Annotated in this window: 22 protein-coding genes and 1 riboswitch; of the genes, 11 read left to right on the forward strand and 11 right to left on the reverse strand. The window is 43.0% G+C overall.

Annotated elements, in window-relative coordinates:
- Positions 1 to 166 precede the first annotated feature (166 nt).
- Complete coding sequence (locus KNL20_RS02590; RefSeq protein ID WP_230399095.1) at positions 167 to 1,411, forward strand: ammonium transporter; 1,245 nt, start codon at positions 167 to 169, stop codon at positions 1,409 to 1,411.
- A gap of 49 nt (positions 1,412 to 1,460) precedes the next feature.
- Entirely contained in the window at positions 1,461 to 1,805 is a 345-nt protein-coding gene (locus KNL20_RS02595; RefSeq protein WP_230399096.1) for a P-II family nitrogen regulator, read from the forward strand.
- Between the two features lie 113 nt (positions 1,806 to 1,918).
- On the opposite strand, the gene KNL20_RS02600 is transcribed toward KNL20_RS02595, so the two are convergent.
- The 5 genes from KNL20_RS02600 to KNL20_RS02620 form a co-directional block, all read right to left on the reverse strand.
- The gene (locus KNL20_RS02600) at positions 1,919 to 2,953 is read right to left on the reverse strand and encodes a hypothetical protein (RefSeq protein ID WP_230399097.1); all 1,035 of its coding nucleotides are present in this window, start codon (positions 2,951 to 2,953) and stop codon (positions 1,919 to 1,921) included.
- An 80-nt stretch (positions 2,954 to 3,033) separates the two neighbouring features.
- Positions 3,034 to 3,504, reverse strand: coding sequence for a hypothetical protein (locus KNL20_RS02605; RefSeq protein ID WP_230399098.1), 471 nt, complete (start codon positions 3,502 to 3,504; stop codon positions 3,034 to 3,036).
- Positions 3,501 to 5,030 (reverse strand): Y-family DNA polymerase, encoded by a 1,530-nt coding sequence (locus KNL20_RS02610; RefSeq protein WP_230399099.1) that lies wholly within the window; start codon positions 5,028 to 5,030, stop codon positions 3,501 to 3,503. Before KNL20_RS02610 ends, KNL20_RS02605 begins: the two co-directional genes overlap by 4 nt.
- Before the next feature lie 52 nt (positions 5,031 to 5,082).
- Positions 5,083 to 5,475, reverse strand: a complete 393-nt coding sequence (locus KNL20_RS02615; RefSeq protein ID WP_230399100.1) for a pyridoxamine 5'-phosphate oxidase family protein — start codon at positions 5,473 to 5,475, stop codon at positions 5,083 to 5,085.
- A 22-nt stretch (positions 5,476 to 5,497) separates the two neighbouring features.
- Complete coding sequence (locus tag KNL20_RS02620; protein WP_230399101.1) at positions 5,498 to 6,247, reverse strand: class I SAM-dependent methyltransferase; 750 nt, start codon at positions 6,245 to 6,247, stop codon at positions 5,498 to 5,500.
- 162 nt (positions 6,248 to 6,409) lie between these two features.
- Here KNL20_RS02620 and KNL20_RS02625 point away from each other — a divergent pair, with 162 nt between their 5' ends.
- Both KNL20_RS02625 and KNL20_RS02630 read left to right on the forward strand, forming a co-directional pair.
- On the forward strand, positions 6,410 to 7,267 hold the full coding sequence (locus KNL20_RS02625; RefSeq protein WP_230399102.1) for an alpha/beta hydrolase: 858 nt from the start codon (positions 6,410 to 6,412) through the stop codon (positions 7,265 to 7,267).
- 249 nt (positions 7,268 to 7,516) lie between these two features.
- A complete protein-coding gene (locus KNL20_RS02630; protein WP_268966546.1) occupies positions 7,517 to 7,954 on the forward strand; it encodes a TIM barrel protein in 438 nt (145 codons plus the stop codon).
- Between the two features lie 84 nt (positions 7,955 to 8,038).
- Here KNL20_RS02630 and KNL20_RS02635 read toward each other — a convergent pair whose 3' ends face one another.
- A complete protein-coding gene (locus tag KNL20_RS02635) occupies positions 8,039 to 9,283 on the reverse strand; it encodes a uroporphyrinogen decarboxylase family protein (protein ID WP_230399104.1) in 1,245 nt (414 codons plus the stop codon).
- 179 nt (positions 9,284 to 9,462) lie between these two features.
- Between KNL20_RS02635 and KNL20_RS02640 the strand changes: the two genes are divergently transcribed.
- From KNL20_RS02640 to KNL20_RS02650, 3 genes are all read left to right on the forward strand, one after another.
- The gene (locus tag KNL20_RS02640) at positions 9,463 to 10,989 is read left to right on the forward strand and encodes a PucR family transcriptional regulator (protein ID WP_230399105.1); all 1,527 of its coding nucleotides are present in this window, start codon (positions 9,463 to 9,465) and stop codon (positions 10,987 to 10,989) included.
- Between the two features lie 87 nt (positions 10,990 to 11,076).
- Entirely contained in the window at positions 11,077 to 11,517 is a 441-nt protein-coding gene (locus tag KNL20_RS02645; RefSeq protein WP_230399106.1) for a MarR family winged helix-turn-helix transcriptional regulator, read from the forward strand.
- Between the two features lie 123 nt (positions 11,518 to 11,640).
- A complete protein-coding gene (locus KNL20_RS02650) occupies positions 11,641 to 14,301 on the forward strand; it encodes a cation-translocating P-type ATPase (protein ID WP_230399107.1) in 2,661 nt (886 codons plus the stop codon).
- A gap of 58 nt (positions 14,302 to 14,359) precedes the next feature.
- Here KNL20_RS02650 and KNL20_RS02655 read toward each other — a convergent pair whose 3' ends face one another.
- Together KNL20_RS02655 and KNL20_RS02660 are read right to left on the reverse strand one after the other, a co-directional pair.
- Positions 14,360 to 15,679 (reverse strand): uracil-xanthine permease family protein, encoded by a 1,320-nt coding sequence (locus tag KNL20_RS02655; RefSeq protein WP_230399108.1) that lies wholly within the window; start codon positions 15,677 to 15,679, stop codon positions 14,360 to 14,362.
- Positions 15,680 to 15,713: 34 nt separating this feature from the next.
- Positions 15,714 to 16,199, reverse strand: a complete 486-nt coding sequence (locus KNL20_RS02660; protein ID WP_230399109.1) for a nucleoside deaminase — start codon at positions 16,197 to 16,199, stop codon at positions 15,714 to 15,716.
- Between the two features lie 175 nt (positions 16,200 to 16,374).
- On the opposite strand from KNL20_RS02660, the gene KNL20_RS02665 reads away from it, so the two are divergent.
- From KNL20_RS02665 to KNL20_RS02675, 3 genes are read left to right on the forward strand one after another with little or no spacing between them, the layout of a single operon-like run.
- Complete coding sequence (locus tag KNL20_RS02665) at positions 16,375 to 17,133, forward strand: GntR family transcriptional regulator (protein WP_230399110.1); 759 nt, start codon at positions 16,375 to 16,377, stop codon at positions 17,131 to 17,133.
- Positions 17,134 to 17,176: 43 nt separating this feature from the next.
- Positions 17,177 to 18,220: a 3-dehydro-L-gulonate 2-dehydrogenase gene (gene yiaK / locus KNL20_RS02670; RefSeq protein WP_331468284.1), complete on the forward strand. Its 1,044-nt coding sequence runs from the start codon at positions 17,177 to 17,179 to the stop codon at positions 18,218 to 18,220.
- Positions 18,221 to 18,237: 17 nt separating this feature from the next.
- The gene (locus KNL20_RS02675) at positions 18,238 to 19,155 is read left to right on the forward strand and encodes an AEC family transporter (protein ID WP_230399112.1); all 918 of its coding nucleotides are present in this window, start codon (positions 18,238 to 18,240) and stop codon (positions 19,153 to 19,155) included.
- Positions 19,156 to 19,160: 5 nt separating this feature from the next.
- Here KNL20_RS02675 and KNL20_RS02680 read toward each other — a convergent pair whose 3' ends face one another.
- From KNL20_RS02680 to KNL20_RS02690, 3 genes are read right to left on the reverse strand one after another with little or no spacing between them, the layout of a single operon-like run.
- Complete coding sequence (locus KNL20_RS02680; protein WP_230399113.1) at positions 19,161 to 19,931, reverse strand: ABC transporter ATP-binding protein; 771 nt, start codon at positions 19,929 to 19,931, stop codon at positions 19,161 to 19,163.
- A 15-nt stretch (positions 19,932 to 19,946) separates the two neighbouring features.
- Positions 19,947 to 20,963, reverse strand: a complete 1,017-nt coding sequence (locus KNL20_RS02685; protein ID WP_230399114.1) for a FecCD family ABC transporter permease — start codon at positions 20,961 to 20,963, stop codon at positions 19,947 to 19,949.
- Positions 20,963 to 21,946 carry an ABC transporter substrate-binding protein gene (locus KNL20_RS02690; RefSeq protein WP_230399115.1) on the reverse strand — a complete coding sequence of 328 codons (984 nt, stop codon included), beginning with the start codon at positions 21,944 to 21,946 and terminating at the stop codon, positions 20,963 to 20,965. The genes KNL20_RS02685 and KNL20_RS02690 overlap by 1 nt, the downstream gene beginning before the upstream one ends.
- Positions 21,947 to 22,130: 184 nt before the next feature.
- A riboswitch (cobalamin riboswitch) is annotated at positions 22,131 to 22,350 on the reverse strand.
- A 174-nt stretch (positions 22,351 to 22,524) separates the two neighbouring features.
- On the opposite strand from KNL20_RS02690, the gene KNL20_RS02695 reads away from it, so the two are divergent.
- A complete protein-coding gene (locus KNL20_RS02695; RefSeq protein ID WP_230399116.1) occupies positions 22,525 to 23,343 on the forward strand; it encodes a DNA-3-methyladenine glycosylase family protein in 819 nt (272 codons plus the stop codon).
- Positions 23,344 to 23,345: the final 2 nt, after the last annotated feature.

Here is a 23,345-nt window from a genome sequence, read left to right on the forward strand (position 1 = left end):
TAAACAGTTACGAACGCTGTCTCCTGTAAGATAAAAAACGCTTGACAAATCCTTATCCAGGTATTATAAATATTGTTAGCGGCAAGGATGCCTGAGGCTTATAGCTCAGAGCATCCTTGTTTTTTGTGTTTTACATAAAAATAATAGCAATGGAGGATTATGTAGTATGGATACAGGGGACACAACCTTTATTCTCATTTCATCAGCACTGGTATTGTTTATGACTCCGGGTCTTGCTCTGTTTTATGGAGGCCTTGAAAGAAGAAAAAATGTATTAAACACGATGATGTCTTCTTTCTTTATCATGGGAGTGGCATCTGTTTTATGGGTGCTGGTAGGATATTCATTGAGTTTTTCAGGAAATACGCTGGGAATCATCGGGGATTTAAAATTGTTTTGTTTAAACGGAATATCAGAGGATGCAGCGAGTGCCTATGCTCCGACAATTCCTCAATTTGCTTTCGTTGCTTTTCAGATGATGTTTGCAATTATAACTCCTGCACTGATTACCGGAGCCGTAGCAGGCCGGATGAATTTTAAGGCACTGTTTGCTTTTATCATTCTTTGGTCTCTGATTGTTTATTACCCGTTGGCTCATATGGTCTGGGGCGCCGGTGGCCTTATGGGTTCCGTACTCGGTGCAGTTGATTTTGCCGGTGGAAATGTTGTACACATCAGTTCGGGTGTCAGCGGTCTTGTACTCTGTGTGATGCTAGGAAAACGGCAGGGATATGACAGACTTTCCTATCGGATACATAACATACCATTTGTTCTTCTGGGAGCCTCCATCCTCTGGTTTGGCTGGTTTGGATTTAACGCGGGAAGTGCCTTATCTGCAGGTAGCCTTGCTGCTCATGCCTTTATGACAACCAATACATCGGCAGCCGCCGGAATGCTTTCCTGGATGGTGATGGATATGATGAAACAGGGAAAGCCCACGGTAGTAGGTGCCTGTACAGGTGCCGTATTAGGTTTAGTAGCAATTACACCGGGAGCTGGTTTCGTCCCGGTATGGTCGGCCTTTATTATCGGTGGGGTTGTCAGCCCGTTATCCTATTTTACTGTATCTGTAATTAAAAAACGCATTGGTTTTGATGATGCACTGGATGCTTTTGGATGTCATGGCATTGGTGGAATCTGGGGCGGAATTGCAACCGGTTTGTTTGCAAAATCTTCCATTAATCCAGCGGCAAAATGGGATGGTCTTGTATTTGGTGATTATCATTTATTTGTTGTACAGTTGATTAGCATTGTAATTACAATTGCAGTAGCCATCGCCGGGACATGGATCTGCTCGGCGATTGTCAAATTGTTTATCCCCCTTCGGGTCTCAGAAAAGGAAGAAAAACGCGGTATGGACATCAGCCAGCATGGAGAGGATGCTTATCCGGCATTTACCGGACTTGACTGAGCACTGAGATACAGTGCGGGAACACGTAAAATGAAAGGAACTCCGGACGATGATTAAGATTGATGCAATTGTAAATGAAGAAATATACGAGGATTTGAAAGAGGCGCTAAATGATATAAACGTGCATGGAATTACCGTATCGCAAGTAATGGGGTGCGGTATGCAAAAAGGTTACTCCAGTGTTGTCAGAGGTACAAAAGTGGATATTAATATGCTGCCGAAAATTAAGTTTGAGATTGTCGTATCCACAGAGGAATGGATGGAAAAAGTTGTGAATATTATCTGCGAAATTGCCCATACAGGGAATCCGGGAGACGGAAAAATATTCATCCATGAGCTGAAAGACGCCATTCGTATAAGGACGGGGCAGAGGGGAAATGAAGCCATTTATTAGAGTTTGCACCTATGGAAAAAGCCGTAGAAAATGCGTGGGTTTTTACGGCTTTTCCCACAGTCAATCATGGAACAAAAGACAGTATTGTATCTTCAAGTGAAATTGATGCAGCTTTATATAGTTTTATTTATTTGACTATTATTAATTGTAAGTTTGAAATCTTTCCAGTCATCCGTTAATAATTGTATTTCTTTCCACATGCCATTTTCAAACACGTTTTCATGGAGCAAAATATCATATCCATTCGTAAGCCTGATAAAATCAAACCTATATTGCTTACCATTCCCCGAAGCATAGATATATACCATGTCACCTTTTTGTTTTGTCCGGTCTATTTTTTCAATGATTTTCATATTATCCTCATAAACAATTTGAACCACTGCATCAGACAAATAAAACCAACTATGTACAGGAGCGCACAAAAAATCTTCGGGTATGTAGTCAATATCTTTTATTTTCCAGCCGTCCTTTGGCGTTTTTTCTACTGTAACCAATCCATAGTAATATGCGAAATAAGAGCCTTTATTATATTCTTTGTCATTATTTGCCTTTGGCCCTGTGATTACTTCAATTTCAACTAAATAATACTTTATATTTTGGGGAGTATCCGGAGGAGCATAAGCGGGAACTATTTTTAAAAGTGTTGTATAACCAATGCCCTTAAATGAATCGATAAACTGATTTAAAGATATTTCGTTTTGTTTTTCCTTTGTAAGAAGCTCATATGCATAAGGATATGGCAGCCCTGATTCGCCAATAGAACCACACCCGCCGGAATATCCTGACATGTTTGAGGCAGCTCTAAGTATCCCGTAATATGCAAGCAATAAATCTTCGGGGGCTTCAAATTTTTTGCTGATAAGTGGGGGTTCGTTGTTCTCTTTTTGAAAGTCATTCAATGCATATGGATTAGGTAATGGCAATTGTTTTGACGGTCTTTGAAATCGCTCGCTGACGTTTGCAGCTTGCTGAGTTGAAACAGGCAATGCTTCTGCAATAATTGCATGCAAAGAAGGGTGTAATCTACCGCCTGACATCCTATTGCTCATAGAATTCGTTGAATTTATAAACGTAATCCGTGCGATTATCCCACAAAGAAAAATACAAATACTTAATAGAACTGTCTTTTTGTTAATCTTAAAAATCATAATAAAACCTCCCATATATATATATGAGAGGAATATTTTTTTAAGCCATGATTACAAAAATGATGCTATCCGGGCTGTTTTTATTCAATTTCCGCCTCAAAAGAATGAAACAGTTCACTGTCAAGCTCCATGATTCCAGCAATGCTTATCTTAAGCCCATCTGTCATTACAATGGCTTGCTCATGTACATCAATTTTTTTTGCAATACCTGTGATTGTCACATATGCACCGCCGGATTTCTTTTCATCCGGTTGGAAATATGTGACCGATATTCTGGGACGTCTCTCTATCTCTTCATGAACCATCTGCAGTTTTTCGTCCAGAACAGCTTTACGCTCTGGATCCAGTTCCACCTTCCTGTCCGTCAATCGGGCGGTCTCTCTGATTGCCGCATCATGGCCGGTCAAAGCTGCAAATGGAGCAAACTGTGCCGCCCTGTCCTGTATCGGCATATGCGGATGGTTTGTTGATGTAGGATGCCCAAGATTGATAATATCGTCGTATCTGTGTGCATCATCAGAATGAATGCCGATGCTTTGATCTGACCTCACGCCTTGTGCCCTCCAATCTGTTCATTTCTTTTTACGGTCGTTGCTCCTTCTTCAAGGTTGGTACCCTTAAGAATTGCATTCTTTCCAAACTTTTTCTTGATATCCAACATTGCATGCTGCATCTTCTTTTCGCGCTGCAACGCTGCCTTTTCCTGCTCACGTTGCTTTTGCAAAGCAGAATAGTCCGTAAATAAATCCAGCTGCTCAAAGGATTCTTCTTGTACAACATAACCTTCATCTACCACATGATTTGCTGTGATGTTAACCCTTCTGACCAGAAGGGTTTTATCTACAATTCTGTCATATAACTTCATCACAGCATCCATAATCAGCATGGTAGAGGATGTCTGTCTTTCAAGGTTTGCAGTACCATGCGCGTGCTTCGGTATCCTGCGCCCATATCGGTCGATCGTAACTTCTCCCTTATAGGCTTTGCTTATCTGAGGGTTTGTCAGATTTTCAATATCATATCCGATAGTCAGAACCATTTGGTCTGTTACCAGCTTTCGATCTACCAGATCAAGCACAAGAAGCTCTGTCATTTCCCGTACAATCAGTTTTGTCTTTTCAAAATCATAAGGATACTGCAGTACCTGACCGGACCCCACGCTGTTCGTCTCTGGTTTATATGATTTTATATCCGCTATGGTACAAGGCTCCCAGCCCCATGCATGGTCAATCAGCAGCTCAGCATTTACGCCAAACAGCCTGTACAGCAGATCTTCATTATAATAATCCGTGGATTTTCCGATCGAGCACCGTGCCACATCACCCATAGTAAACATGCCATTGCCTTCCAGCTTCTTTGCATACCCTCTGCCCACTCTCCAGAAATCTGTAAGCGGTCTGTGGGTCCACAGTAAACGGCGGTATGACATCTCATCCAGCTCGGCAATGTGTACACCATCCTTATCCGGCGTAACATGTTTTGACACAATATCCAAAGCAACTTTACAAAGATACAGGTTCGTTCCAATTCCGGCTGTTGACGTAATTCCAACGCTATCTAATACATCCTGTATAATCTTCACGGCTAACGCATGGGCAGTCATGTGGTAGGTGTTCAGATAATGGGTAACGTCCATGAATACCTCGTCAATAGAGTAAACATGAATATCCTCCGGGGCAATATATTTCAGATAAATATCATAAATCTTCATGCTATATTCCATGTAAAGTGCCATCCTTGGAGGTGCAGTGATGTATGAAATCGACAGCTCCGGAGATGCTTTCAGTTCTGGAGCAATACAGGAAGAACCGGTAAATGCCTGTCCTGGGGCTTTTCTTTTTCTCTCAATATTTGCTTCTTTTACCTTTTGAACCACTTCAAATAATCTCGGTCTTCCCGGAATCCCATAAGATTTTAAGGATGGGGATACTGCAAGACAGATTGTTTTCTCTGTACGGCTGGCATCCGCAACCACAAGATTGGTAGTTATAGGATCAAGTTTGCGTTCCCTGCACTCCACGGATGCATAAAAGGATTTCAAATCAATCGCAATGTATACGTGTTCTTCCCGTGGCATATCTCGTAACCCTGCTTTCTCTTGATACTTATTCTTCGCTTTCCTGCTTTCGCTAAAACTTCACGACCTCCGGCTCATGGGTAAATGAACTGAAAGTAGCAGTGGCATTCTTAAAATAAAACACCTGCGTATTCCCATCATCTGCGGAATACATATTCTGCAGGGATGGGTATGCATCCAACATAGACTGCCTCGCTGCAAGCCTGTCATCCTCTACCAATGTTCCTGCTACACGAAGCCATTCTCCATTCTTAAATGCGCAGATTTCCACTTTCGGATTCGATAAGATCTGCTTTGAAACTTCCTTAATCTTTCCTGTCTGGATGTATAGTTTTTCCTCAAAGATATGAGCGGTACCAAAGGGTCTTACTCTCGGCTGATCACCATCCATTGTTGCCAGATAATAGGTCTGTGCTTCTTTTAAAAACTGACATACGCTTTCCATAATTTGTCGCTCCTTTATATTTTTACAGTTTAATTGCCCTTGTTGCAAAAAAGGTTGGTATGTGATGCTCATGCAGATTTCCGGTACCATTGGTATCCTCATATAGGTCTGTGAGAGTAAAACCAGCCTTCAGCTGTCCGCCAATCTGTTCCTCCAGGGTGTGAGAAAACTGTACACCGCAATCGGAATCGTTAAGCTGATTCATCTGGTTTTCATCTTTCAGCGGGTTAAACGGCAATGTATTGACAACTATTTTCTCATCATCATCAAAGATATAATTTATCCCATTATCAAGCCCGGCAAGAAAAATCCCACCAGACTTTAATACCCGGTAACATTCTTTAAAAATTGGTTGTACTTCTTCAACATAGCAGTTTGACACCGGATGAAAAATCAGGTCAAATTCGGCATCAGGAAATGGCAATCTTTTTGTCATATCTGCCTTGATGATATGGACAGAATACCCTTCCCTGCCTGCCACCAGCCGTTCACTTTCCAACTGCTTTTCAGAATAATCCAAAACGGTGCATTCCGCTCCAAGAGCTGAAAATATTGGTATCTGCTGTCCGCCTCCACTGGCGAGTCCAAGGACTTTCTTCCCTTGAAGTTCTCCAAACCACGCATGGGGTACATATCTGGTCGGTGTCAGCAGAACATCCCAGATGTCTTTTTTTGCATCCTCATAAATATCGTGGGAAATCGGTTTTCCCCATTCCCAGCCATCTTTGACCCAGCGGTCAATTACTTTTGAATTTATTTCCTGGTAGTTCATAAGCACCTCCTTTATCAAAAGCTTCCATTATAGTATATCATACTGCACGCAGTTCACAACTGCAAACAAATAAAAAATAGCCGTTGCAACCGTGAGAACAAGCGATTAAAATAAGGGTATAGCTGACAGATGCAGAAACTATAAAAACGGGAGGTTATGAATATGAGAGAAACAATTCATGTTGTAGTAAAGGAACCCCAGTATGTGGTGGACACCAACGTAACATTTGCACAGGTACCGGATTGGTTCGGAAATACGACAAAAGATCTGAAGATGGATATCATCTATCCAAAGCAGGGAAAAAAGAAGAGTCCTTGCATCGTATGGATCTGTGGTGGTGCATGGCTTCAGTTGAGCAGAAGTGCACATCTGGCATACTTATCCGAATTGGCCAGAAGTGGCTTTGTGGTTGCAAGTGTACAGTATCGTACCAGTAACGAGATGGTTTTTCCGGGACAGTTGATGGATATTAAGTCGGGTATCCGGTATCTCAGAGCACATGCGGACCGTTACTGCATTGATGTGAATCAATTTGGGGTTATGGGAGAGTCTGCCGGAGGTCACCTGGCAGCAATGGCTGCACTGACCGGAGATCTGAAAGAATTTGACCAGGGATGGTATACTGAGTATTCCAGTGCGGTACAGGCAGCCTGCCCATGGTATGTCCCTGCGGATATGAGTAAATTTCCACCTTCTGACAGAGTAACACAGGCGGCGTCACCGGAATCTCTACTGCTCGGAAAGAATGTAGCGGATCATATGGAAGATGCCATGAAGGCATGCCCGGTAAGCTATGTGACGGAGCAGGCACCACCATTTTTGCTTCTGCATGGACTCTGTGACCGGACAGTGCCCTTTTCCCAGAGCGAAGCCCTGTATGAAGAACTGGATAAAAAAGGAGTGGATGTCAGACTGGTGGGAATTGAGGAGGCAGACCACGCGGACATTCAGTTTTTCCAGAGGGAGATATGGGATATGATCAGGGAATTCTTTACCGAAAGGCTTTTGGAAGAAAATTAACTTTTTTTAATGTAATGCATTTTTTGAAAAGATTAAAGAAAGTCCACGACAGATGTGGATTTTCTTTAATCTTTTTTTCTTCGCGATGTAATCGATAGAGATAAGTGGATTTTATTTAAAAACTGCACACTAAAGTTTATTTATGGAAAGAGATAAGGTTGCTATAATTGCTTTAAAAGGAGGAGCAAGCAATTATGAAACCGATAACTATAAAAAAAAGAAAGAGAAGAGAAGATATTCAGGGATAATATAACAATCTGTATAGAAGTACTGAATCGATTTGAAAATTTTTTGATTAATACAGCCGAGGAAGGATGCGAGTACATAAAACAGATAGGGGAAAATAATGTCAAACTAATGCTTGATACTTTTCATATGAATATTGAGGAAGAAAGTTTCGGTGAAGCCATAAGAAAGACAGGAAAATATCTGGGACATTTTCATACGGGAGAGTGCAATCGTATGGTTCCGGGAAAAGGCCGTATTCCCTGGAAGGAAATTGGAGATGCCCTTTCCGATATTGGTTATAATCAGGCCGTGGTCATGGAACCTTTTGTCCAAATGGGAGGAAGGGTTGGCCAGGATGTTAAGCTTTGGAGAGAGATGTATCCAAATATTTCGGAAGAGAAACTGGATGAGGATGCCAGGCAGGCATTGAACTTTCAAAGATATCTCCTGAATCGATAAGACGATTCTACTTATAAAGAAGACCTTACAGCCGCTGTCATTTCACAAGATAAAATGATAGTGGCTGTGAGGTTCTATTGAATTTTACTTCTTGCCGTAAGTTTTTATGGTTTCAAACATGGCTTCCAGGTTCTCTCTTTTGGCATTGTCTATGCTGCCATTTGTATCAAAGATATATCCCCCTCCGGGAGCGCATGTATCGATAAGATTTTTGCAATAATCAATCACCTGTTGTTTCGTGCCGAATTCCAAGAGATAAATCGGCAGGTTACCGCTGATACAGGCAACATCTCCGAGAATTCTTTTTGCTTCTTTCATGTCTACCGTTTCAAAATGATAGAGTACTTTACCCTTAGGAACATCTGCTAATTGTTCAATCCGCGTATTGTATTTGCCCTCTGTATAGATAAACGGAGTGACTCCCATATCAATCAAAGCCAGTATAATCTTCTTTAATGGTTTCCAGTAGAGCTTTTCATACTGCCGGGGATTCATAAATCCATCCATACCCTTATGAAGTGGGAAGAACACCCGTTTTACCGGCATAGGAACTGCTTTGAAATAAGAGTAAGATGCAATTTGTATGTCCGCCAGTATATCACAAGCGGCCTCGACTTCATCCGGGCATTCCAGCTGGTCAGCCAGGGCACCAAGTGTTCCACGGTAATAGTCACCTAAAATGTCGAAGGGAGCTTCACCGACCCCGGTAATAAATGGAGGAAAGCCCAGATTGGCCAGGGAGCTTGAAACTGAATTGGTGGCAGCAGCAGCCTTCTTATCTTCTTCTCCTATTTTGGAAAGCAGGGAAAATGCTTCCTGAGCCTGCGTGGAATAGAGAGAAGCCAGCGGGGTGGTACTAAGTACAATGGAAGGAACAAAATTAATATCACCCAGACCTTTTAAAGCAGGAAAAGCGCGGGGAATATATTTACGCAGCATAAAACCGGTAAAATCACTAATCAATTCAGGATATTCTTCCTGTGACATGAATTCCCGTTCAATGACCTGATGGGTGGAAAAATCAGGGACTCTGGTTCCCGGTCGGCCTGGCCAGTCAATCATACTGGACTGAGCCAGTTCATTGGCCCTTCCGCTGGTGAAAGCAGTATGGGTTGTGGCATCAGGTTGAAACAACTCATAATAATGTACAAGGGCTTCAGAGGCCCGATCATAATTATACATACTGTCCTTATATGTAGCTCCGTCCAGAACATAGGGATATGCCCCAATGAAAGGAGCAATAGGGACACGGTCGCTTTCTTTTAATGCAATTGCATCTTCAACTCGTTTGAGACGTTCCTGATATAATTTCTGATTTGATTCTGACATATAACATTCTCCTCCTTTAATTGCATATTTTATAGGAATATTTTTGTAGACCAATATGTATATAAAAACCCTTAAACATACAATACCATGCACAGATACTGCGGTAAATCCTGTAGAGTTATTGACTTTATACACTTAATTTCCTATACTTTATAGGAGAGCTCGAAAGGGGGGATTATATGCGTCTCAGCATGGCGGTTTTATATGAATATTTTGAAAAGAGAGATGGAGAAATATGGGGAGAGCCGGAAAAATCGCTTTATCTAAAGGGTGCAGTCTGGTATAGAAAGGGTGGGTCAGAGAAAACTTCTGATCTCATATATGTAGGTTATGCGGAGGATATGGAAGGGGAACCTGAAGGAGAGTTTCATGGGATATGTCTGATCGGTAATCAGGTGCTACAAAAACAGAGAAGACGGAATTGGATTTATCTTTCCGGAAACAAAGTGCTTCCTGATGTTTTCAATGAAGTACAGAACTTGTTTTTCTATTATCAGGAATGGGAAGAGGAGCTGCATAAAGCCTTAATGAAAAACGCAGGAATCAGGGAATTGTGTGCCTTAAGCAGCGGCATATTTGATAACATGATTCAGGTATATGATCGGAATCTGTTCCTTCTTGCTACTGCGAATGAAAGTAAAGGCTTACAGGAATGGGAATACGATAAGACTACGGGAAAGCGAGTGCTTTCCATGGAGATTATTAATGATTTTAAACTGGATAAGCAGTTTAAAGAGACCATGTCAACAAAAGGGCCGCAGGTTTACGAAGGAAGTGCTATTTCCGGAAGGGTTCTATACATAAATTTCTGGGAAGAAGGACAATATGAGGGAAGGCTTTGCATCAGCGAGCTGAATAGAGCACTTACTAAAACAGATGAAGCGATGGCAGCCTGTCTTGCAGAGTATATACAAAGTGCATTAAAGTGGCAGAACTATTTTCCACAGCAAAAGTCCAGAATTTTAGAATCGCTGTTTTTAAAACTTCTGGACGAGAAGATCGTGGATGAAAATGTATTCATACGCAGGCTTGGTGAGTATGAATGGGAAAGAAACGATGCATACTTCTGTATATTGATTAAGATGGATGAAAGAGATTTTGAAATCAGTGCGGGGCTGGCCACCTGCCATAAGCTGGAGATGCAGTTTCCCTTTGCCTTTGCATTTATATATCGGGAAGGTATTCTGATGTTGGTGAATAAAACCAGAATGGATATGGGAATCCACGAATTTTATTCATCATTTGCCCTGTTCCTGCGTGAGGGGCTTTTTAAGGCAGGAATAAGCAGAAGCTCTAAAGATTTTTTCCAGATTCGGGAGTACTATGAGCAGGGTATAATTGCTCTGGAGGTAGGACAGAAAACAGATCCCATGTTCTGGTATTATAAATTTGAGGACTATGTCGTGCCGTATCTGCTGGCAAAGGGAATGAAAGGATATCCGGCCAGGATTTTTTGTCCGGAGGGACTGGTACGGATTTTTGCATATGATGAGGGACATCATACGGATCTGGCCGGAACACTCAGGGTATATCTGGAATGCAATATGAATATTGCGCATGCATCAGAAAAATTATATATTCACAGAAGTACTTTTTTGTATCGCATAGACCGAATTCAAAAGATAAGCAATATGGATATTCGGAATCCGGAAATACGCTTCTGGATTCTGATATCCTATCATCTGCTGGACTATGAGAATTTGTGATGTAAAAATAACTTGACAGAGATTTCATGAATTGTTACAATAGAAAGGTAGTTATGTAGTAATGCTACCTATTTAGAGGGAACGGATATGATAAAGAGTGAAAGAGTGGTTGGCTCCTGTTTTGGAAGCATTTCTCATATTATCCATTATAGAGGGGGACAACAACTGAAAAAGCTTGGGATAACCAGCCAGCAAGGACGCCTTCTGTGGCTTATATATGATAGTATGCGGGCAGAGCATGTGATTAACAGGCAGTATCTGGAGAAAATTATGGATTTGCGGGGTCCTACAGTTACCAGCCTTTTGAATAGCCTGGAGGAAAAGGGCTATATTCTAAGAACTGTCTGCAAAGAGGATCACAGAGCCATGCAGCTGATAATCACCCCATCCGGTGAAGATATGGTGTATAACATAAAGGAAATCTTTGACCGCATGGATGCGAGATTGCTGCGTGGGATGACAGATGAGGAAATTCAGACACTGAGAACACTGCTGTTTAAGGTGTATGATAATCTTTTAATACCGTGAGATTTAAAAGTTCAGCAGGTGAATAGCCTGCTTTCTGATAAATCAATAGGTAGATATACTACCTATATATTTGTGGCTACACCAATATGAGAACCGGTAAATTTTAAAGGAAAGGATGAGTTTATGAGATGGTACGAAAAAAGCAAGAACCAGGTTTTGGAACTGTTAGACGGCAATATGACATGGGGGCTGTCCCGGGAAAGTGTCAGGGAAAAACAAGATAAATACGGAAAAAATGAGTTTGTAAAAGGCGAGAAGCCGAGTCTTATGAAGACAATCTTTCATCATTTGAAGGATGTATCTACGATAGTTCTTATTATAGCGGCAATTCTATCCCTTATGCTGGCTTTACGGCAGGGTGAAGGATTCATTGAGCCGCTTGTGATATCTGCGATTATTGTTATGAATTTAATTTTGGCTATTACGCAGGAGGGAAAGGCAGAAAAGGCTTTGGAATCATTGGCCGACCTGAACAGTCCATCCTGTTTTGTAATACGGGATGGAAACCGTCAGGAAATTGATACAGGCGAACTTGTGCCGGGAGACATCATTCTGGTAGAAACCGGCTCTCTGGTTCCGGCGGATGCAAGAATACTGGAAAGCAATAGCCTGATGGTGGATGAATCATCACTGACAGGAGAAAGCGAAGCGTCGGAGAAGAACGATGAAAAACTTCCGGAGGGAAAAGTGCCTGTTGCGGCACAAAGCAATATGATTTTTTCGGGTTGTCTGGTAACGGCAGGGAATGCGTCCGCAATCGTGACAGACACCGGCATGAATACACAGATGGGGAAAATAGCCGGATTTCTGGAAAGCAGCAAAAAGGGTAAAACACCGCTGCAGCAACGACTGGATAAAGTGGGGAAAAATATCAGTATTGTCGCTGTCATATCGGCTGTTATACTATTTTTTGCCGGCATGATACGGGGAGATAACTTCTGGAGCATGATTATGCTGGCCGTGACGCTGGCAGTAGCAGCAGTACCGGAAACCTTATCTTTGATTGTTACTTTAAGTCTGTCAAATGGTGTTAAGAATATGGTGCAGAAGAATGCATTGATTCGAAAACTTTCAGCAGTTGAGACACTGGGAAATACTTCCGTGATCTGTTCTGATAAGACAGGAACACTGACACAAAACCGGATGTCCATCAAAAGAATGTGCCTGAATGGAGAAAACCCGGTAAGAGACACAGACAGGTTTTCTGATAAGCAGACAGAATTTCTAAAATTATTGGCTTGCGCCAGCAATGCGGTGATTCAGGTAGACGATGAGGGAAAGCAGCAGTATATCGGGGATGCAACAGAATCCGCCATTATAAGACTGCTAAGTGATAAGGGAATGGATAAGACAGAGATAGAAAAAGAATATCCGCGCGTGGCCGAGATACCATTTTCTTCTGAACGAAAGATGATGACAGTAGTGGTCAGGGCTCCCAAAGGCGGCTTTATTGTTTTGACAAAAGGGGCACTGGATCGTATCCCTTTTAACCGGAGAGAAGCAGAACGTGCAAAACAGATTCAAAGGCTGCATGATGCATTTGCACAGGATGCATTGCGGGTGATTGCCCTTGGCATGCGACATATCGACGAACTTCCCGGTGAATCTGAGCTCGCATCACTGGAGCAGAATCTGGATTTCGCAGGTATCATAGGGCTGATTGATCCTCCCAGAGCGGAAGCGGCAGAGGCAATTGTAAAGGCGGAGAAAGCGGGTATCCGTACAATTATGATAACGGGTGATCATGCAGCTACTGCAGGAGCAATTGCCAAAGAAATTGGTATCCTGTCTGCAGAACAAAAGGTTATCACCGGTGCAGAGTTGGAGGAGATGACAGATGAAGAACTGGAATCTTCGATTGAAGCGTATTCCGTGTATGCGAGAGTTGCACCGGCAGACAAGATACGAATCGTAGAGGCGTGGCAGAAGAAGGGAGACGTGGTTGCCATGACAGGCGATGGCGTCAATGATGCCCCGGCCCTGAAGGCTGCTGATGTGGGAATTGCCATGGGAAAGGCAGGAACAGAAGTAGCGAAGAACGCTTCAGACATGGTACTGACCGACGATAATTTCGCCACGATTGTAGAGGCGGTGCATGAGGGAAGAAAGGTATATTCTAATATAAGAAAGACAATTTATTTCCTGTTAGTATGTAATCTTTCGGAAATATTTGTGATGCTGTTTGCACAGCTTGCCGGATGGGGCGTTCTGGTAACCCCGGTAATGCTGTTGTTGATTAATGTGCTGGGTGATGGAATCCCCGGACTTCAGCTTGCGAAAGAACAATCGGATATGAAAATTATGGAAAGCAAGCCGGTAAAGCGTTCGGAAAGTCTGTTTAGCGGCGGGCTTCTCCAGGTAATTGTTCAACAGACAGTTCTCTGTTCCGTAGTAGTGCTGGTGGCCTTCTATATTGGTGCTTATATCCCAGTCGGTACGGGAGAACCTTCACTGCAGATGGGGCAGACGCTGGCCTTTCTGGTATTGGGCTGGACCTCTATACTGCACATCTTTACGGTACGGAGCAGGGTTTCTATGTTCAAACGTTCTCTTTCAGATAATCCGATGCTGGCAGTCAGTGCCGTCACCATGATGCTTGCATTGGTTGTACTATGTACGGTCCCGTGGATTGGAGAACCTCTTGGACTGACGGTTATTGATACTGCTTATTGGGGTGCAGGGATCATACTGAGCATCCTCCCATCCTTTGTAGCAGAGATAAAGAAACATTTTGACAACCGGACTGTGTACAGGGAATATGAATATTCCTCTGACCATGCGTGACAATTCATATGATATAAGGGGCAAAAGGTTGTTTGACCTTTTGCCCCTTATATCATATCTATTCAACTTTCTGTTTTCCTAAATTAAGAACAATATTCAAAATAATCGTAACAACTCCGGCAACAAATAATCCATTACTGAAAAGCATGGAAAGAACGACAGGCAGTTTTTCAAATGCACCTGACGTAAAGGAGGCGCCGACACCAAGGGCCAGTCCTGTTCCCACAATCAGAGAGTTATTGTTATCCGAATAATCAACGGATGAAAGGATAGAAATCCCGGCTGCAGAGATTGTGCCAAACAGTGCCAGGGTCGCGCCGCCGATTACTGGCTTTGGGATACAGGTGATGAAGGCTGAACATTTTGGAATCAGGCTGATAATCAGCAGCATAATCCCTGCACAGCCCACGGTAGAACGGGCTCCGATTCCTGAGAGTTTAATAACCCCCACGTTTTCATTAAACATGGAGGAGGGAACTGAGTTAAAGGCTCCTGCCACCATCTGTGCAAAAGCCTGCCCACGCATACCGTCCACTTTTGCCTTATCATCTGTATGGGTTCCACGTACATCATCCAGAAAGGCATAGACGCCGATACATTGAATCATGTTGATTACGCAAAATAAGGTCATGATCAGTGTGGCATCCAGTCTGAATTTTGGAAATCCGAAATGAAATGGTGTAATCAGTTCAAACCAACGGGCTTCTGTTACCGGAGTGAAATCCACCATGCCAAGAGGAACGGCAATTAAAGTACCTATCCCAAGGCCAAGCAAGAGAGAGATAGATTGAATCAGGGCATTTCCAAAGCGGTTAAATAATACGATACATATCAGGACTACCAACCCCAAAATCAGATTCTTAACATCGCCAAAACCGGATACGCCGTCCCCTCCTGCCAGATCGGAAAAGGCAGTAGGTGCCAAAGTTATGCCGATTAAGGTAACAAAGGACCCAATCACCACAGGAGGAAAGAATTTCAGTATACGCTGCATAAAGAAACAGACGATAAACATCAAAAGACCCGAGGCAATAATTGCTCCAAATACGGTTGGAAGACCGTATTGCCGGCCGATTACAATCATAGCACCCAAAGGGGCAAATGCTGAGCCGAGTACGATAGGCAGTCTGGAACCGATATGCCTGCCCAGGCCATATACCTGAATCAGGATTGCGATAGCACTGGTGAAAAGATTTGCAGCTACCAGATATGCAGTGGTTTTCGCATCAAGACCCAGCGGCCCGCTCATAATTAATGGTACGGCGATGGAGCCGGGGCACATAGTCAATACATGCTGTAATCCCATAATCAGATTTTGCGAAACAGATGTTTTGTTTTCCAAAGTTTGTGAATTACCATCTGACATAGATTTTTCCATGGAAACTCCTCCTATAATCCATTATTGAATGTAATTAATCCCAGTAACCCTGGTGTACCTGGGCGGCCTCAACCTCCAGTTCCGGAAAAGGACCGACAACTTTGATATCTTTTTGCCCTTTGCTGAAAACATCACGGCAGGGAAGGTCAAAGGTAGGATTCTGTTCATTACTGCCTGTAAGCTCCAGAAGGCGGCGCTCTGTCATAGCGTATGCGACGGTTCCGATACCTGCCCAGTAGATGGCTCCAGAACACATGGCGCATGGCTCAGCTGTCGTATAAAGTGTACAGTCTTTTAAGAAATCTCTGGAATATTCATGTGAGGCGCGTGCTGCCAGAGTAGCTTCTGCATGACCGGTGCATATCTTTTCGGTAATCTCAATATTCTCCTGTTCCATCACAATATTGCCCTCACCATCTACGAGAATTGCTCCAAAAGGTGTATTTCCGTGGGCTCTGGAGTCTCTGGAAACCTGGATTGCTCTTTTTAAATATTCTTCATGACTTTTACGATTGCTCATAATATTTCCTCCTAGTTATAATGTAATAGGTAATACCTTATACGTATAATAACATATCAAATCTTATTATTCAATTGTTTTTTTAGTAAATTTTATGTATAATGGGAACATCAGCAAATTGTCTAGCCGCTTAAGCAAATAGGCTGAAGCGTATTTGAGCGAGGTATATTTTCAGATGAAGAAAATCAAATCACAATCTCTTAGCGATGAGGTAAGGCAGGAGATTTTAAATTATATTAAGACTTCTTTTGATGGTAAGGATAATAAACTGCCAACAGAAGAACAGTTTTGTGAAATATTGGGCGTCAGCCGTATTACAATACGCACGGCCTTGAATTCCCTTGCAAGTGACGGGATTATCTTCCGGCGCCAGGGCAAGGGAACCTTTATCAATCCTCAGGCAGTAAGTATGAAAGTCCAGTTCAACCCGGTATCACTATTCAGTGATATGATTGTCCAATGTGGGTATAAGCCGTCTATAAAACTTCTGAAATCCCAGCGTATCAGGGCAGATCAGAAGGCAGCGGATCTGCTGCAGATATCCGAAGGCGATGCTGTTGTTTCCGCAAAGAAGATATTTTTGGCCGATGATAAGCCCTGCGCCTATTGTGCGGATTATTTTCCGGAATCCATATTGAAAAGTCCTGCCGATCTCAAATTGATTGAAGAGTATCCGGATTCTCTTTTTGATTTTCTGGATGCACGCTGTGAAAGGAAGGTAGAGTGGGATCGCACAGAAATTTTGACGGTGACCAATGCAGACCATCCGGAATTAACGGAGTACTTTCAGTGTGGGAACCGCATAAAAGCATTTTTACTCCTGGATTGTATTAATTTTGACGGAAATGATCATCCGGCGGTGTATGCCCAGGAATATGTGGACACGAATTACATTAAATTCAACAGTATACGACAGAAGAAATATCGGTCATAGAAGACAGGTACAATATAAAACAGAGAAGGTGAGGAAGTTGCATATGCGTATAGAGCATGAGGTTTTAAAGGAAACCATAAAAAAGGCGTTGCTGCATGCAGGCCTGAATGAAGAAGCGGCCGAAGTCTGTGCAAAGACACATGCCGCATCCAGTGCGGATGGGATCGAAAGCCATGGCTTGAACCGGGTTCCCCGTTTTGTGGAATATGTCCAAAAGGGGTGGGTTGACCCAAAGGCAAAGCCGCAGCTCGTACAGGCAAAAGGTGCAGTAGAAAATTATGACGGACACTTGGGAATTGGTATTACAAATGCAATTTATTGTTCCGACAGGGCTGTTGAACTGGCTAAAATCCATGGAATTGGCTGCGTTACATTGAAGAATACAACCCACTGGATGCGGGGTGGGACTTATGCGTGGCGGATGGCAGAAGCCGGATACATGGGGATATGCTGGACAAATACGGAAAGTTGTATGCCCTTGTGGGGAAGTGATGAACCGGGAGTCGGCAATAATCCATTCTGTGTGGCTATTCCCCGTGAAAATGGGCCAATAGTCCTGGATATGGCTATGAGCCAGTATGCATATGGGAAATTGGGCGTGTACAGACTCGCAGGGAAAGAATTACCTTATCCCGGAGGTTTTGATAAAGACGGACATTTAACTTCGGATCCGGGAGCAATCGAAGACAGTAAGAGAATTCTCCCAACCGGTTATTGGAAGGGAAGTGGAATGGCCATCGTTCTTGATTTGGCAGCAGCACTTATGGCCAATGGAAAAAGCGGAACGGACCTGGATGAGGAAAACCAGGGCAGTTGTACCGGATGCTGTCAGATTTTCATAGCCTATGACCCGTATCTATTCGGGAGCAGAGATGAAATACAGGCAATGCTAGATAAAAGAGTGGCAGCTGCCGACAGTTCTCATCCTGAGGAGGCAGGGAGGAAGGTAAGCTGTCCGGGTGAGCGTACCATTCAGGTGCGAAAGGAAAGCATGGAAAAAGGAATTCAAGTAAATGAGCAGATATGGGAACAGGTGAAGGCGATTGCAGAGGGTAATATGGACATCACCGATATTTCTGTCAGATGATAATGGGAGGAAGATAAGTGGACAGCATTATTTTATTGCAACGTATGTCTGTATTATTTATTATGGTTGTGATTGGCATCGTCAGTTACAGGAAAGGAATCCTGGATGATCCGGGTTGTCGTAAGATTACAACGTTGATTGTAAACATATTAAATCCGATGATCATTATTTCAGGAGTCCTTGGAGCAAATATCGAGGAAGATACGCAGATAACGGAGAATTTACTTCTTGTTTTATTGATGTATATTCTTCTGATCGTCTTAAGCTATTTATATGTCAAGCTGCGCCGGTTTGAGATGAAACAGGCCAGATTTTATCAACTGATGATGATTTTCAGTAATGTTGGCTTTATAGGAATTCCTCTTGTGAGGGGAATTTATGGTGAGAAGTACATCATCTATCTGGTATTTTACATACTGGTTTTCAATATTCTTGCATATACATTGGGAATTTATCTGGCATCCAAATCATCGGATAAGGAGGCAGACTACTCCTGGAAAAATATTTTCAATATGGGATTTCTGGCCTGTCTGGTCAGCCTGACAATCTTTATCTTTCAGATACCGGTGGCAGAACCGATAAAAGATGCCTGTAAATATATGGGAGATGCATCTATCCCCCTGTCCATGCTCATCATAGGAGCATCTGTGGCAAAGATGAGTTTCAGAGAACTTTTTTTAAACAGACAGCGTTATGAATTTATGATTGTGAAGATGCTGATTATTCCGTTTATTTGTGTATTAACAGCAAGACAGCTTCCGGTCGCAAAAGAGGTATTGGGAATCTTTATGTTATGTGTATCCATGCCCTGTGCAAGCATTGCGGGGATGCTTGCGCAGGAGTATGGGGGCAGAGGAGCAGAGGGAAACCATCTTATTGCATTTACAACCATATTCTCACTTGTGACGGTTCCGGTTATTTCATTACTGCTATGAAAGAATTATTGAAATGCATTTTCCCAGCGCTTTAATGAGGTTCTGAAATATCCGGCGACATCGATATCGTACACCTTCTTCAGTAGTGAGCCGGTGACAATCTGTTCTGCTTTTCCCGCAGCTACGGATTGTCCATCTTTCATAATCATCAGATTGTCCGAAAGCCGCATGGCCAGATTAATATCATGCAGAACCCCGACTACCGAATGGTTGTCTTTTTCAGACCACTCACGCAGATATTCAATTAACTCAATCTGGTATTTCAAATCCAGATGATTGGTGGGTTCATCGAGCAGGATTACTTCTGGTTCCTGCGCCAGGGTGCGGGCAAGAAAGACACGCTGAAGCTGTCCGCCGGAGAGCTTTGTAATTTCTTTGTTTCTGACATCCAGTAAATCCACCCTTTCAAGGCATTGCATCACATATGCTTTATCCTTGCTGCCGGGTGTCTTGAAAAGCCCGTTTGCCATATGCGTATAACGACCCATCATCACCGTCTCAAAAACAGTGTAAGGAAATGATATCGACGAGGTCTGACTCATAATCGCGATTTTCCTGGCAAGGTCACTGCTTTTCATCTCCTGTACGGGAATACCATCCAGACAGATGCTTCCCCGAAAGGGAAGTATATTAGCAATTGCTTTTAAAAGAGTCGTCTTGCCGCATCCGTTCGGTCCAATAATGCAAAGATTTTCGTTGCTGCCGATCCGGAATGAAATATCCCTGACCACATCAACTTTTCCATATCCCGTTGTTACATTCTCTACCATCAACATATCTGTACCTTACCCTTATCTCCGTTCTCTTTTGCTGAAATAAATATAAGCAAAGAACGGTGCGCCAATCAAAGCAGTCACTGCGCCTACCGGAATTTCCTGCTGCGGAACTATGGTCCGGGATGCCAGATCACAGATTACCATAAAGGTTCCGCCCCAGACAGCCGACATGGGAACTACATACCGGTGCGCCGAGCCAAATACCTTACGCACTATATGAGGCGCGACAAGATCCACGAACCCGATTACGCCAACAAAAGAAATTGCACTTCCCGTCATCGCCGCCGCCGTAATCAACAGAACCCATTTCACTTTCTTCGTATCCACGCCCATAGCTCTGGCCTGATCTTCCCCGAATGTCAGCATATCTAACTCCCGGTTATAGTGCAGCATCCACAAGGTCCCAATCAAGCAGACGGGCAGAAGGATAAGTACGGTACTCCAATCCTTCAGTGAAAAGCTTCCCATCTGCCAGTAAATTAACCGCTGCATATGTTCCCTTTCAAGAGCTGACATTAAGGTTACAATCGCATTGGCAAACAGTGAAATTACCATTCCGCTTAGGATAATTGTATTGTTTTCCAACCCACCGCCAATTCTGGATGCGAATGCAATTACCACCAGTATCGTTCCCAGACCGAACACAAACCCCATGACCGGCAGAGAAAGAACACCTATAAATGGAAGGAAGAAACCAAACAGGAAAACAAATCCGGCTCCCAGACTGGCTCCGGCAGAAACACCCAACGTATATGAAGAGGCCAGTGGATTCTTCAATACAGACTGCATAATCGCCCCACTTACAGAAAGCATTCCGCCCACTACAAATGCCAGAAGTGTCCGCGGCAGACGAAGATTCCAGATAATGGACACCTTCGTATCTGCGATACGCTCAGGAAGGCTGCTGCCGGACACTTTATGCCCGATAATAGACAAAATGTCCACAGGAGATACATAGACACTGCCAAGGCCGACGGCAAATAATATTACGAGAATGCTGACGGCAATCGTTATGATAATTTTCCTTTTCATCAATATTTGTCCGGGTAAACAGCTTTTGCCATTTCCTTTAATGCTTTTACGATGTGCTGGCTGGGGTTATTGCTGGCATCGGTATCGATATAGTATACGGCGTTTTCTTTTACAGCTGTCAGAGTTTCCCAACCTGGCCGGGACTTGATTTCACTGACCGGATCATCTATGTAATTGACACTTGTCAGGATAACATCCGGATTACTTTCTAAAATACTTTCAGCGGATACACTCATCCATTCCTTCTGGTCTTCTAAAATATTTTCGGCACCGATAATCTCAATCATTTCATTTAAGAATACACCTTCGCCAAAGCTGTACATGTCAGGGGCTGCGGCAATCTCAAAATATACTTTTTTCTTGTCAGTTATGGTCTTACCAATTTCCTGAATGGCTGAGATTTCTGATTCCATCTCCTGAATCACCGGATCACTCTTTGACACATCTCCCATAACTGCTGCTATATAACGGATATCCTCTTTGATCTCTGCGATACTATTGCTGGAAGGAATATAAATTACACAGATTCCTGCATCACGAAATGGTTTATATACATCATCGCCGGCTGTCTGCACCATGGCTGTGGCAAAGATTACATCAGGCTTGACTGCTAAAATCGATTCAACATCCGGTGCTGTCATGTCGAACATGGCAATCCCGTCGGGCAAGCCTTCTACATTCTTACTGTAGACATCTGCCGCAACGATCTTATCCCCATACCCCAGCCCAACCAGAATCTCGGCATTGGAAGGTCCGGCTACCAGCACCTTTTCAATCGTATCCGGAAGCGTAATCGGATTCCCCAAACGGTCTTCTGTAATTCCATCATACTTTGACTGCTGTGCTCCTTTCGACTCATCAGCCTGCGTGCTTGCTTCCTTTGTATCATCTTTTTTTACTTCCTCCGCCTTCTGCCCACATCCTGTAAGCAAAGAAAGTATCATTGCCATAAGCAAAAAGCCTGTTGTCCATTTCTTTTTCACAAAAATATCCTCCGTTTTCTTTTAATGAAATATACACTATTAAAAATAGTAACGCAGAGAATCTGCCACGGACAGCTCCCTTTGCACTTTTACATAAAAAGACAGCTCCAATTTGCGGGAGCTGTCTATATGAATTGGAATAAATTCATACGCCCCATACACTGTGAAGGCAATATGCTGTGGAAAAAACCACTCCAGTAAGGCAGGTCTTCCGGCTTAGACTTTTACGTTAATTCTCCCCTTCCCGGATGGATAATCCAGTGGGTGCTTCATTGAAACGAAACTAGAAAATTAACTCAGTCAATACGGCAGCAGGACTGCTCAGGATTCGAACCTGATTCCCTATTCTCATACACTCCATCTTTTCTGATTTTGAGTATGCACCATTACTATTTTTACTCAATTATACCTTTGGCAAAGAAGCTTGTCAACGTTTAGCATTGACGAAATCAAAGCTGAAATTAAACCTCATGATTGTAAAATATATTCGAGTATGATAGAATTATGCAAAAAGTGGTGTTTTTAAGTAGAGATTAATATGTGCAAGTAGATAAATTACCACTGTATCAGGAGAAATTATGATAATATTAGAACTACAGAATTTTAATGCGGAACAAATTTGTAATTCCGGGCAGTGTTTCCGTATGATGAAAGTAAGAGATAACTGCTATGAAGTCATAGCCGGGAATCATTATCTTTTTCTTGAACAGAACCAGGGCACCTGTAACTTCCACTGTTCAGAAGAAGAATTTCAGAGCTTCTGGTTCGATTATTTTGACTTAGGGCGGAATTATGCATTCTACATAGAAGGTATAGATGAAAAAGATGATTATCTGAGGCAGGCTGCTGCTTATGGAAATGGAATCCGGATTTTAAAACAGGATCTCTGGGAAATGATTGTTACATTTTTAATATCCCAGCAGAACCATATTGTCCGTATCAGAAGGTGCATCGATCATATATGCCGCCAGTACGGAGAGGAGAGGTCAAGCAGTGAAGGTACGGTATACTACGGATTTCCGGGATTCAAGGTTCTGGCAGGAGCAACAGATGAGGAGTTGAAGGCATGTAATCTGGGTTACAGAAGCAAATATGTGATTCGCACAGCACAAAGTATATGCTCCGGAGAGGTGAGTCTGGAAAAGGTGGCGTGCATGGAATATGAAGCGGCCAGGACAGAACTGATGAAGCTCTATGGAATCGGTACGAAGGTGGCGGACTGTATCTGTCTGTTTGCACTGCAAAAGCTGCAGGCATTTCCGGTGGATACGCATATCAGACAGGCTCTGGAGAGGCATTATCCGAAAGGATTTCCGATGGAGCGTTATCAGGGATATGAAGGCGTTCTGCAGCAATACATTTTTTATTATGATTTATTTGAAGAGAAGAAGGGGTGAGT

Source organism: Novisyntrophococcus fermenticellae (genome assembly GCF_018866245.1).
GTDB lineage: Bacteria > Bacillota > Clostridia > Lachnospirales > Lachnospiraceae > Novisyntrophococcus > Novisyntrophococcus fermenticellae.